General features: G+C 34.6%; 12 protein-coding genes. 6 read left to right on the forward strand and 6 right to left on the reverse strand.

The annotated features are described in order from the left end of the window. Positions 1-21 precede the first annotated feature (21 nt). The 3 genes from dcm to J8L85_RS02930 all read left to right on the forward strand — a co-directional run bounded on the left by dcm (position 22) and on the right by J8L85_RS02930 (position 2,336). Entirely contained in the window at positions 22-1,251 is a 1,230-nt protein-coding gene (gene dcm, locus J8L85_RS02920) for a DNA (cytosine-5-)-methyltransferase (RefSeq protein ID WP_211014369.1), read from the forward strand. Further along, positions 1,248-1,856: a hypothetical protein gene (locus J8L85_RS02925; protein WP_211014371.1), complete on the forward strand. Its 609-nt coding sequence runs from the start codon at positions 1,248-1,250 to the stop codon at positions 1,854-1,856. The genes dcm and J8L85_RS02925 overlap by 4 nt, the downstream gene beginning before the upstream one ends. A gap of 105 nt (positions 1,857-1,961) precedes the next feature. After that, on the forward strand, positions 1,962-2,336 hold the full coding sequence (locus J8L85_RS02930) for a hypothetical protein (protein WP_211014373.1): 375 nt from the start codon (positions 1,962-1,964) through the stop codon (positions 2,334-2,336). A gap of 47 nt (positions 2,337-2,383) precedes the next feature. On the opposite strand, the gene J8L85_RS02935 is transcribed toward J8L85_RS02930, so the two are convergent. Genes J8L85_RS02935 through rpiB form a run of 3 tightly spaced genes read right to left on the reverse strand, consistent with a single transcriptional unit; the run spans position 2,384 to position 4,191 of the window. Next, positions 2,384-2,827: a GNAT family N-acetyltransferase gene (locus J8L85_RS02935; protein ID WP_211014375.1), complete on the reverse strand. Its 444-nt coding sequence runs from the start codon at positions 2,825-2,827 to the stop codon at positions 2,384-2,386. Next, on the reverse strand, positions 2,827-3,747 hold the full coding sequence (locus J8L85_RS02940; protein WP_211014377.1) for a cation diffusion facilitator family transporter: 921 nt from the start codon (positions 3,745-3,747) through the stop codon (positions 2,827-2,829). The genes J8L85_RS02935 and J8L85_RS02940 overlap by 1 nt, the downstream gene beginning before the upstream one ends. 12 nt (positions 3,748-3,759) lie before the next feature. Then, complete coding sequence (rpiB, locus tag J8L85_RS02945) at positions 3,760-4,191, reverse strand: ribose 5-phosphate isomerase B (protein WP_211014379.1); 432 nt, start codon at positions 4,189-4,191, stop codon at positions 3,760-3,762. Between the two features lie 641 nt (positions 4,192-4,832). On the opposite strand from rpiB, the gene rnr reads away from it, so the two are divergent. From rnr to J8L85_RS02960, 3 genes are all read left to right on the forward strand, one after another. Next, positions 4,833-7,022 (forward strand): ribonuclease R, encoded by a 2,190-nt coding sequence (rnr, locus tag J8L85_RS02950; RefSeq protein WP_211014381.1) that lies wholly within the window; start codon positions 4,833-4,835, stop codon positions 7,020-7,022. Between the two features lie 75 nt (positions 7,023-7,097). Next, positions 7,098-7,775 carry a head GIN domain-containing protein gene (locus J8L85_RS02955; RefSeq protein ID WP_211014383.1) on the forward strand — a complete coding sequence of 226 codons (678 nt, stop codon included), beginning with the start codon at positions 7,098-7,100 and terminating at the stop codon, positions 7,773-7,775. Between the two features lie 6 nt (positions 7,776-7,781). After that, on the forward strand, positions 7,782-8,450 hold the full coding sequence (locus J8L85_RS02960) for a LysE family transporter (protein WP_211014385.1): 669 nt from the start codon (positions 7,782-7,784) through the stop codon (positions 8,448-8,450). A 59-nt stretch (positions 8,451-8,509) separates the two neighbouring features. Here the strand turns inward: J8L85_RS02960 and J8L85_RS02965 are convergent, their stop codons facing one another. The 3 genes from J8L85_RS02965 to mnmG all read right to left on the reverse strand — a co-directional run bounded on the left by J8L85_RS02965 (position 8,510) and on the right by mnmG (position 12,013). Beyond that, complete coding sequence (locus J8L85_RS02965) at positions 8,510-9,016, reverse strand: OmpH family outer membrane protein (protein ID WP_211014387.1); 507 nt, start codon at positions 9,014-9,016, stop codon at positions 8,510-8,512. Between the two features lie 235 nt (positions 9,017-9,251). Then, positions 9,252-10,085: a class I SAM-dependent methyltransferase gene (locus J8L85_RS02970; protein WP_211014389.1), complete on the reverse strand. Its 834-nt coding sequence runs from the start codon at positions 10,083-10,085 to the stop codon at positions 9,252-9,254. A gap of 59 nt (positions 10,086-10,144) precedes the next feature. Beyond that, positions 10,145-12,013, reverse strand: a complete 1,869-nt coding sequence (gene mnmG, locus J8L85_RS02975; RefSeq protein WP_211014391.1) for a tRNA uridine-5-carboxymethylaminomethyl(34) synthesis enzyme MnmG — start codon at positions 12,011-12,013, stop codon at positions 10,145-10,147. Position 12,014 lies beyond the last annotated feature (1 nt).

The raw sequence follows: 12,014 nt of genomic DNA on the forward strand, positions 1-12,014 counted from the left end.
ATTTGGCTAACTTAGCAAAGCATGAAAAAACTCAAAGCAATAGAACTTTTCGCCGGAGTAGGTGGTTTTAGATTAGGCCTGGAAGAAACAGAAAATTATGAGGTTGTATGGAGCAATCAATGGGAACCTAGTACCAAAACCCAACATGCATCTATGGTCTATGAAGCTAGATTTGGTTCTGAAAACCATATCAATTCAGATATATCCGAAGTGCCAACATCTATAATTCCGGATGCAGATCTATTAGTAGGGGGATTCCCTTGCCAAGATTATTCTGTTGCCACTACTTTACAGAATTCGAAGGGGTTAATAGGTAAAAAGGGGGTGCTTTGGTGGAGCATACATCGCATTCTTTCTGAAAAGAAAAATCCTCCGAAATATCTGTTTTTAGAGAATGTAGATCGTTTGCTTAAATCTCCGTCCAATCAAAGAGGAAGAGACTTTGCTATAATGTTGAAGAGTTTGGACGAACTTGGCTATGCCATAGAATGGCGGGTCATAAATGCCGCCGAATATGGCATGCCGCAGCGTAGAAGACGTGTTTTTTTTCTAGGTTACCATAAAACGACCAAACTCTATAAAGAACTTAAAAAGACCCAGGCCTTAAAATGGATTCATAATAAAGGTACATTCGCCCATGCTTTTCCAGTACAGGATCCTATAAAAAGTATCTCTTCTTTTGTGTTGGAAAACGACCTGGTCACCATTTCGGAGACCTTTAACAAAGACAAAAAGCTATCGCCTTTTGAAAATACCGGGGTATTTGTTGACGGAAAAGTGGCTACCATAAAAACAATCCCTTCTTATGATGGCGAAAAAAAGGTGTTGAGAGATGTGCTCCAAAATGGCGAAGTAACACCCGATTTTTATATTTCTAACGAAGACCTGCCAAAATGGGAATATCTAAAAGGGGCAAAAAAAGAGGTAAGGACCGCAAAAAACGGGTATACCTATAATTACAGTGAAGGAGGCATGGTGTTTCCGGACGCCCTTGACAATGCTTCTCGTACCATTATCACGGGAGAGGGAGGTAAAAGTCCATCAAGGTTCAAACATGTAATTAAAAGCGACAAGGGGTTAAGAAGATTAACTCCGGTTGAACTGGAACGTTTAAACATGTTCCCCGACAACCATACAAAGCTAGAGGGCATTAGCGATGCCAAAAGGGCTTTTTTTATGGGCAATGCCCTGGTAGTAGGTATCGTAAACCGTATTGCTGTTACGCTTCATGAAAAAATAAGCAACCGTTGAAAAGTCATTTTAAATCGGACTTAAAGAAAGAAAAAAGGCTTGCGCTGCTTGTAGACTCTTATTATTTAAAACATTTACAATTTTATAACTACCATCGTATTGGTGATATAAAACAGCAACTTGAGGGTATCGATGTTCTCTTTACCGATAAAAAATCTGGTGAAAAGTATGCTATCGATGAAAAAGCACAGTTAGATTACATAAATGAAGATTTACCCACTTTTGCATTCGAAATAAGCTATTTAAAAAACGATATTACCAAAAAGGGATGGCTGTACGACCTTTCTAAAAAAACGGATTTCTATGCCCTTATTACGGCCATATATGAGGACGAGCCAAATATCTTTACTTCTTGTAAGATAACTATTGTAAATAGAAAAAAACTTATTTACCTGCTAAAGGAAAAAGGTGTTTGCGAGTTGTCCATTTCAAATAAATGGAACCAAAGTCAACAAAACCACGGTAAAATAGTATTAAAAGAATTAGACTCAAGATCAGAAGGTTACATTTTTTATTCTAAAAACAACAAAGTAGAAAAACCCATAAATCTTATTTTAAAGTTAGATTTTCTTATTAACAACGGTATTGCTAAACGCTTATGCTGATCCTTTACCCGATTTCTAAACCATAAATTCAATATTTTTTATTAAAAAGCTGTTAATCAGTATGTTTCGTTTGGATTTCTCCAAAAATTTTATAACTTATAGGTTATGGTAAAATTAGATAAATCAGAAAATACGGAATTTATAGAAAAATCTATAAGCTATTTGGAAGCTACCGGTTTTGAGAACATCAAAGCGGATATGGAGGGTTACGAAAAGCCTAAATCTTATAGTAGAAAAGGTGCTGGTGATAAGATTACACCAGATATAGTAGCTATTAAAAATGGCAGAAAATATTTTTTTGACATTAGTCTTAAATCAGAAAAGCCAAGGTTGTTAAAAAGTAAATGGTTGTTTTTGGATACTTTGAGCAGAATGAACTCTAATAGGTTTAGAATTATAACCACTAAGGGCCATTACAAATTCACCGATATGATGTTGGAAGATATTAACCTTAGCAACAAAGAACCTATTAAAATATAATATTCACTATTTCTTACACACTAAAAGGCATCTGATAGATGCCTTTTTTATTCCCTTATCATAGCAATGTGTGGTATACCGTCTTCCAAATAGCCTTCACCGGTCTCAATAAAACCCAATGAGTTATAAAATTTGGTCAAATATTCTTGTGCAGATATCCGTATTTTTTTTGTTCTTAAATGCTCGTGAACAGCTTTAATAGAAGCTTTCATAATATCTATACCATAGCCGAACTTTCTTTCTTCTTGGCTTACTACCACCCTACCAATACTTGCTTCTTCAAAATAATCACCAGGTTTAAAAATTCGTGTATAGGCGACTATTCGTCCTTCTTTTTTTCCTATAACATGAAGGGCCTTTTGATCCTTACCATCTACATCTTGGTAAACACAATCTTGTTCTACAACAAAAACAGCACTTCGCAATTGTAATATTTGATACAGTTCAATGGTACTGAGTTCTTTAAATGTCTTTACTGTTATTGCTATCATTAATCTTGAACAATTATCTTTTTACTGTCGCATTTACCATATTCAGGTTGAATATTTACATGGTTAATACCGTGCTTATGGTAAACCTCTTCTTCTATTTGATCTAATATTTCATCAAATTCCGAAATTCTTATATCTGAAATAAAATCTATATGCGCCTCTAAATGAACTTCATCTTCATTTAGTTGCCAAACATGTACATGATGTACATTTTTTATACCATCTATCTTACAAATGGTATCTACTATTTGCTGTATTTGTATGGTATTTGGCGTAAACAACATTAACACTCTGGTAGAATCCTTTAAAAGGTCATACCCCATATATATCAAGTAAATTGCAATGGCAAAGGTAAGGGCGGGATCAACCCAATATAGTTGATAGAATTTCATTAACAACCCCCCTATTAAAACCGCTACGGAAGCCATCATATCGGTAAGCAAGTGCAAATACGCAGATTTCATGTTCATATTGCTATCTGCATCCTTTTTTAACAGAAAAACACTAAATCCGTTCGCGGCGATTCCTAGTAAAGACAACCATATTACCAGACTGGACTCCACGGGTTCGGGAGCCATAAATCGTTCAATAGCCTCTTTTACCAAAATAATAGCTACAACAATAAGGGCTGCGGAGTTTACAAAGGCAGCAATAATTTCAGCTCTTTTATAACCGAAAGTTTTATTGGCAGAAGCTTTTTTTTTAGAAAGAACGTTAGCTATATAACTAATTATCAATGAAAGTACATCACTGAAATTATGTAATGCATCCGATAGTAATGCCAGGCTTCCGGAAACGATACCCCCTATAACCTGAGATACGGTAATAAGTATATTCAAGAAAATGGAAATAACCAGATTCCTTCCTTCTACTTTGGGGTGGCTATGTGCGTGCCCATGATGATCGTGTGCGTGCCCCATGTTATACGAATACTATTTACAAGGTATTTTTTCTATGCGTCTTTCGTGTCTACCCCCTTCAAAATCGGTATTTAAGAAAGTTTCCACCATTTCCAATGCCTGTGGTAAAGAAATATATCTTGCCGGTAAACTAAGAATATTGGCATCGTTATGTTCTCTGGCCAAAGCAACTATCTCTTTGGTCCAACATAATGCGGCCCTAACTTTTTGATGTTTATTGGCAGTCATTGAGGCCCCGTTACCACTACCGCATATAATAATACCGCAGTCTACTTTACCCTCTTCTACATCTTGTGCCACTGGATGAACAAAATCAGGATAATCTACACTATCCGTACCATCGGTACCATAATTAACAACTTCAATGTTCTTTGACTTAAGAAGACCTATTATAGCCAGCTTATATTCGGTACCGGCATGATCGTTTCCAATAGCTATTTTCATGATATATTTCTTTAGGGTAAACCATTTATAGTAAGCATTTTCAAATGTTTACATATATAAGCAAAGGTACGATATACCAATGTTCACAACAAAAAATGAACGGTTCACAACATTAATTTAATACTTGGTTATTTTGATTGTTTATTAGTAGCGTAAATACTACCCATAAATGTCTGAAAAAATGTTGACAAAAAAGTATTTAAAAATTTGGAAGTACAGTTTATAATTCTCCTACGACCAAATTTTATAATTAGCTAATAATGATATTAGAATTAATTAGTTTCTTGTAAAGGAATATCAATACTTAGTTAACACTAATTTTACTTTTACTTATCAAAAAATACATGTTGAAATAGGTTATCAACCTTTATTGATAACTTTTTTAATCTTCTGATTATCATCTAAATTTTATGCTAATACAATGTCAATAACTATTAGTATCTAATAAAAGCAAGTAAACTTAAAATTAGTTTTACCAGATATTAACAAACAATCATAATCATCATTTTATTTTTAAATTTTAAAAAAAGAAACAGTATTATATTATATATGTTGATAACCTTGGTAGTAAATGCAATAGTGCTTGATTCTAACACTAGCACTAAATTATAATTCGTAATTTTCCAATAAATTAAGATTGAATGTCCAAAAGAAATAAGAAGACGAAAAACCATAAAAGAAACGAGATTACCAAAGGTATATTTACTGTATTAGAGAAAGAACCCAATAAAAGTTTTAATTATAAGCAAATAGCTGCTAAAATTGGTATTACCGATGCGCAGGATAGAAATACCCTAATTAAAAGATTGACCCAACTAAAAGAGAAAAAGCGGATACAAGAAGTTGATAGGGGCAATTATAAGGTTTTAGAGGATACTAAAACCTATCATGAAGGGGTCGTAGATGTTACAGGAAAAGGAAACGCCTATATTATAATAGATGGTATGGACAGTGATGTGTTCGTGCCTTATAACAAGTTAAACAAAGCCTTTCATAAAGATAAAGTCAAAGTATTTGTACATCCTAAAAGAGGAAGTAAAAAGTTAGAAGGTGATATTGTTGAAGTTATAGAAAGATTTAAGTCCACCTTCGTTGGTATTGTAGATATGCAAAAGAACTTTGCATTCGTGAGACCCACCGATTTTAGAATGTATACCGATATATTCGTATCTCAAGATAAATTAAAAGGGGCACAGGATGGTGATAAGGTTATAGTAGAACTGTTGGAATGGCCAGATGGTGTAGATTCACCATACGGTAAAATAACAGAGGTACTTGGTAAACCTGGTGAGCATGATACCGAAATACATTCTATTTTGGCGGAGTATGGTTTACCATATGAGTTTCCAGTAGAAGTACAACGCTTTGCTGATGGCTTGGATACCAGCATAAAAGAAGAGGAAATAAAGAAAAGAAGGGATATGCGGGATGTCCTTACTTTTACGATAGATCCCAAGGATGCCAAAGATTTTGATGATGCACTGTCTTTTGCTGTCTTAGAAAACGGTAATTATGAAATAGGTATTCATATTGCCGACGTATCACATTATTTACAAGAGAATACGGTGTTGGACGATGAGGCCTATGACCGGGCCACATCTGTATATTTAGTGGATCGGGTAGTACCTATGTTACCCGAAGTACTTTCTAACAATGCCTGTTCATTAAGACCTAATGAAGAAAAATATACTTTTTCTGCGGTATTCGAAATAGATGATAATGCGATTATACGTGATCAATGGTTCGGTAGAACCGTAATTGATTCCAACGAACGTTTTGCATACGAAGAAGCACAACATATAATAGAAACCGGTAATGGTAACATACCTAAAGAAGTTTCTATAAGAAAAGATGCCTATAAGGTCGATGATGCAGTAGTTGAAGCGACGCTTACAATGGATAGATTGGCGAAGATGATGCGTGAAAAACGTATGAAACAAGGCGCTATTTCTTTTGATAAGGTAGAAGTACGTTTTAACCTGAACGAGAAAAATGAACCTGTTGGTGTGTATTTTAAGGAAGCTAAGGATGCTAATAAACTGATAGAGGAATTTATGTTGTTGGCCAATAGAAAAGTGGCCGAGTTTATTGGAAAACAAAAACCCAAAAAGACTTTTATTTATAGGGTACATGACGATCCGGACGAGGATAAGCTAATGGCCTTGAACGGTATCGTTTCTAGATTTGGGCATAAATTGGATTTTAAGGACAAGAAAAGTATCAGTGCTTCATTGAACAAACTTTTAGAAGATGTAAAGGGTCAAAAAGAACAGAATCTTGTAGATACTTTGGCTATTAGAAGTATGAACAAGGCCATTTATACTGTTGACAATATTGGTCATTACGGGTTGGCATTCGATTATTATACCCATTTTACCTCACCTATTAGAAGATATCCGGATGTTATGGTCCATAGACTTTTACAACATTATTTGGAGGGAGGAAATTCTGTGAAGGCTGATAAGTATGAAGAAAAATGTAAACATTCTTCTGATATGGAGGGATTGGCCGCCAGTGCAGAACGTGATTCAATTAAGTATATGCAGATCAAGTTTATGCAGGATCATAAAGATGAGGAATTTGTTGGGGTTATCAGTGGAGTTACCGAATGGGGCATTTATGTGGAGATTATTGAGAATAAATGTGAGGGTATGGTACGTACCCGCGATATAAAAGGAGATTATTATATCTTTGATGAGAAACAATATGCGATTGTTGGCGAACGTACCAAAAAGACGTATCAATTAGGTGATGAGGTCGTGGTAATGGTCAAAAATACCGATTTAATAAAGCGTCACTTAGATTTCTCTTTGATTGGTAAAAGAGAATAGTTTTTTGGAACGTATTTTGATTAATTAGGGTAGTAAAATCAAGGTTTTAATTGTTAGGACCTATAAATCAGATAGATGAAGCATTTTCTATTATTGTTATTCCTTGTATTAGGGCAGACGATAGAGGCTCAAGATACAGAGATTACCCAAAAGCTAGAAAAATTTGTAGAACTTAAAGGTTTCGATGGTTTGTCCATTAATCTTATTAGGTCTTCAGAAAATAAAGCGGTAATCAAAGGCGAAAATACCGATAAGGTAGCGATTGTTAATAACGATGGTGTTCTTAAAATACGAATGCAGATAGTTAAGATATTCAGTGGATATAAGACCTTTGTTGATGTTTATTATACCGATGATATAAAGGTAATAGATGTAAACGAAGATGCTAGAATCACTTCGGACGGTGTTATAGTACAAGATGTACTTGAATTGAAGGCACAAGAAGGTGGTGAAATAGTGGTATCTGCCGAAGTGGAACAAATACTTATTAAATCTGTATCCGGTGGTGTTATTAAAGCTTCTGGTATATCCAATTTACAAGATGTACAGATCAATACAGGTGGTATTTATGAGGGCAAGGCGCTTAAAACAAAGTTTTCAACGGTTAATGTAAACGCCGGTTCTAGGGCCGAAATTTATGCAAGCGATTATGTAAAAGCGGCGGTAAAGGCGGGTGGCGAGGTTATAGTATATGGCAACCCTCCTAAATTAGAGGAAAAAACGGTATTTGGAGGTAGCATTAAAAGAATGTAATATTAGATGATAGAAGATATACAGGCGGCAATTCCACTAGGCTTTTTATTAAGTTTTATGATTGGGCCTGTTTTTTTTGTACTACTGGAAACCAGTGCTATAAAAGGATTTAGAGCTGCCATTGTTTTTGATATCGGTGTTATAGTTGCTGATGTATTGTTTATTACTATAGCTTATTTTAGTAGTTTTCAACTACTGGAAAATTTAAGTAATCAACCAGGTCTTTATGTTTTTGGAGGTGTTATTCTGTTAATATATGGAATTACGGTTTTTTTTAAACAAGGTGTAAAACAATCTACCGAGGTACCTATCAAATCTAAAAAGGGGGATTATATAAGTCTCTTTTTTAAGGGATTTCTACTGAATTTTATAAATATTGGGGTACTTGTATTTTGGCTAGGGGTTATTATTATAGTGGGTCCTACTTTAGAAAATGAACCCTATAGGATAAGGGTATTTTTTAGCTCAATGATATTGGCCTATTTCGTAACAGATGTTTTTAAGATCCTATTGGCAAAACAGTTAAAAAGAAAATTGACCAATACGCGTATTCACTTGATTAAAAAGGTTATTGCTATAATATTGATAATTAGTGGGGTAGTGTTGATTGTCAAGGGATTTCTTCCAAAGGATAAATTCAATTTGGAGAATCAGATAGAGAATATGGCACATTAAATAAAAAAGACCGGTATAACCGGTCTTTTCATGTTTTGAGTAGAAATATATGTGAACGTTTATTGTTTGTACTTATCGTTCAATACTTTAATTATTTCATCGGTAAGATCATTGGCTTCTTTACCGTAAAGAACACTACCACCATCGCCACCACCTAAAATATAGCTGTAACCGTTGGTTTTGCCGTATGCTTCAATTTCTTTTTTAACCTTAGAAACTACACTGTCCATTTCGGTTTGTCCGGCTAATTGTAGTTGTTGGTCTTCCATTTGTAATTGTTGCCCTATTTGTTGCCCTCTTTGTTGAAAAGCGGCATATTCTTGTTGTGCTTTTGATTGAGACATTTTTTGAGCTCTTTCTTGAAAAGCTTGTGCTTCCATTTGAAAGGCTTGAGAAATACTATCTCTTTTTTTTGTCAAAGCTTCCGCTTTCACTTTGAATTTGGATTCAACATCAATTTTTTCTTGATATTCATCCATAAGTTTAACATTGTCTACAAAACCTATTTTTTCTTGTTGACAAGCACTCATGGTTAAAATTGTTAAACCAAGGATTATTTTTTTCATTTTACTGGTGTTAAAAGTTGGGCAAAAGTAACAAAGGTTTTCTTAATCGCATATTTATGCGACAGTTATTATTTTTAGTTAAAAATCAATATATCAATATTATTGATGAGTTTAATATATAACATCAATATAATTTATTATAATTGGGTTTTTTTAAGGCGATTTAAGAGTGTTTTGAAATTTTGATTGGTATTTGTATAGCTATCGAATTAAAATACGCTGTATAGGGTTTAATTTAATTTTTTACCTTTTTTAGCACATAAATTAGTGAAGAATATTCACCAGACGACATGGCTTTTAAATTTGAGGTTAAACCGGTAATAAAAGCGTTAAAATATCTATTGGAATTGTTTTTGTATTTTTCTGATAGGAGCGATACGTAATAAGAATCGAATAGCATCGGTTTAATATCGATGATTTCCATACTGTGTTTCTGAAAAATTTTGGATATTGAATTTTTTGAAAAGTGATGAAGATGACGAGGCACATCATAGGCAGCCCAATAGGGCCCATATTTTTTTGCGTCGTACGATTTGTAATTGGGTACGGCAATAATCAAAGTGCCGTTCTTTTTTAAGAGTGATGTTATTTTTTTTGTTTGTTCTTCTAGATTTGGTAAGTGTTCTAAAACATGCCATAGTGTTATGGCGTCGTATGTATTATTTTCTATTTTAGATATATCCGATTTTAGATTTATACCTTTTAATGCAGCATTGTTTCTGGCCAGTTCGTTAGGTTCAATTCCGGTTGTCTCCCACCCTTTCGATTTGGCCGTTAGAAGAAATTCTCCAGTTCCAGCACCAATATCCAATAGTTTATAAGAGTCTTTTGTATACTTATTTAGTAGACCAACTTTTTTCTTTAAACTATATTTTTTAACTAACTGATAGATTTTATCTATAATATTTTTCTTTTGATCGGAGTGTGATACATAGTCTTCGCTGTTATAATAGGTGTCTAAATTTTTAGGTATTGGGTGTGTTGAGAGCATGTCAAACTCATTATTGTACAACAGGTCAAACTCTTCTTGAGTATTAAAATAATCCTTTGTTTTAAGGTATAAACTCATTTTATGGGTGGAATTTATAGAGGTGATTTATGGATTGTTCCACGTGGAACAATTGTTTATTATCTCCCTAGGTAAACTAATAGAACGCTGATGTCACTCGGGGTAACACCGCTAATTCTTGATGCCTGTGAAATTGTCACTGGTTGTATTGCTGTTAGTTTTTCACGAGCCTCAAAAGAGAGTGATTTTAATTTGGTATAGTCAAAGTTTTCTGGAATTTTAACCGCCTTCAATCTTTGTAATTTATCGGCATTTAGTTTTTCCTTTGCAATATATCCAGAGTATTTAACTTGTACTTCTGTTTGTTCCAACACCTCGTTGTCTAAATTATTTTCTTTGGCGTAGTGTTTTACTTTATCTAAGCTTAACATGTGTTCCATGGTAACTTTAGGCCTTGAAAATAGTTTGAACATTTTATCGGATTGTTTTATCAATGATGAATTTACAGATTCTAATATGGGGTTTATTTCATCAGGTAGTACACTTGTTTCTTTAAAGAAACTTACAAATGCATTTGATTTGGAAAGCTTTTCTTCCATACGTTGCATTCTTTCTTTTTTAGCTAATCCTATTTCATAACCCTTGGGGGTTAATCTTAAATCTGCATTATCTTGTCTTAGCAATGTTCTATATTCTGCTCGTGAAGTAAACATTCTATATGGTTCTTCAGTTCCTTTTGTAATAAGGTCATCTATTAATACACCAATGTAGGCTTCATTCCTGGCCAGGGTAAAAGGTTCCTTTTCGTTTATTTTTAAATGAGCATTTATCCCTGCCATTAAACCTTGTGAGGCAGCTTCTTCATAACCGGTGGTACCATTTATTTGTCCGGCGAAATATAAATTGTTTATGAGCTTTGTTTCTAAGGTGTGCTTTAATTGTGTTGGCGGAAAGTAATCGTATTCTATAGCATAACCCGGTCTAAAGAATTTTACATTTTCAAAACCAACCACAGATCTTAATGCCTTAAACTGTATGTCTTCTGGTAAAGAAGTTGAAAACCCGTTAACGTATACTTCAACAGTATTCCATCCTTCCGGCTCAATAAACATTTGATGCGAATCTTTATTTGCAAACCTGTTTATTTTATCTTCTATAGAAGGACAATATCTTGGACCGATACTTTTTATTCTTCCGTTGAACATAGGAGACCTGTCAAAACCCTCTCTAAGAATTTCATGTACCAGAGCGCTGGTATGGGTCATATGACAGTCTCGTTGTTCCTTTAATATAGGTGTGTTGGTATATGAGAACTTATAGGGTTGTTCATCACCTGGCTGAACTATCATTTTAGAATAATCCAACGACCTGCCATCTACTCTGGGTGGTGTTCCGGTTTTCATTCTTCCACTATCAAAGCCTAGGCTTGTTAGTTGTTCTGTTATTCCCGTAGCTGCTTTTTCGCCAGCACGACCTCCTCCAAATTGTTTTTCTCCAATGTGTATTAACCCATTTAAAAACGTTCCATTGGTTAATACAACTGACCTTCCTTTTATATGTACACCTAAAGATGTCTTTACCCCTACCACGTTATCTTTTTCTATTAAAAGACCGGATACCATTTCTTGGTAAAAATCTACATTGGGGGTTCTTTCTAATGCTAGTCTCCATTCTTCTGCAAAACGCATACGGTCACTCTGGGCCCTTGGGCTCCACATGGCCGGTCCTTTCGATTTGTTGAGCATCTTAAACTGTATGGCCGACTTATCGGTAATAATACCGCTGTAACCACCCAATGCGTCTATTTCTCTTACTATTTGACCTTTGGCGATTCCACCCATGGCAGGGTTGCAAGACATTTGACCTATGTTTTGCAAGTTCATCGTTACCAATAAAGTTTTAGAACCCATATTGGCTGCAGCAGCTGCCGCTTCTGCACCGGCGTGACCACCGCCTACTACTATAACATCATAAATTTCTTCGAACATA

The organism is Maribacter sp. MMG018 (assembly GCF_018100785.1).
Taxonomy (GTDB): Bacteria; Bacteroidota; Bacteroidia; order Flavobacteriales; family Flavobacteriaceae; genus Maribacter.

Excerpts from the sequence above, each read along its gene's own strand:
- J8L85_RS02930 (WP_211014373.1), top strand. The coding sequence starts at position 1,962 with ATGGTAAAATTAGATAAATCAGAAAATACGGAATTTATAGAAAAATCT.
- rpiB (WP_211014379.1), bottom strand. The coding sequence starts at position 4,191 with ATGAAAATAGCTATTGGAAACGATCATGCCGGTACCGAATATAAGCTG.
- mnmG (WP_211014391.1), bottom strand. The coding sequence starts at position 12,013 with ATGTTCGAAGAAATTTATGATGTTATAGTAGTAGGCGGTGGTCACGCC.
- J8L85_RS02970 (WP_211014389.1), bottom strand. The coding sequence starts at position 10,085 with ATGAGTTTATACCTTAAAACAAAGGATTATTTTAATACTCAAGAAGAG.
- J8L85_RS02935 (WP_211014375.1), bottom strand. The coding sequence starts at position 2,827 with ATGATAGCAATAACAGTAAAGACATTTAAAGAACTCAGTACCATTGAA.
- J8L85_RS02955 (WP_211014383.1), top strand. The coding sequence starts at position 7,098 with ATGAAGCATTTTCTATTATTGTTATTCCTTGTATTAGGGCAGACGATA.
- J8L85_RS02940 (WP_211014377.1), bottom strand. The coding sequence starts at position 3,747 with ATGGGGCACGCACACGATCATCATGGGCACGCACATAGCCACCCCAAA.
- rnr (WP_211014381.1), top strand. The coding sequence starts at position 4,833 with ATGTCCAAAAGAAATAAGAAGACGAAAAACCATAAAAGAAACGAGATT.
- dcm (WP_211014369.1), top strand. The coding sequence starts at position 22 with ATGAAAAAACTCAAAGCAATAGAACTTTTCGCCGGAGTAGGTGGTTTT.
- J8L85_RS02965 (WP_211014387.1), bottom strand. The coding sequence starts at position 9,016 with ATGAAAAAAATAATCCTTGGTTTAACAATTTTAACCATGAGTGCTTGT.
- J8L85_RS02960 (WP_211014385.1), top strand. The coding sequence starts at position 7,782 with ATGATAGAAGATATACAGGCGGCAATTCCACTAGGCTTTTTATTAAGT.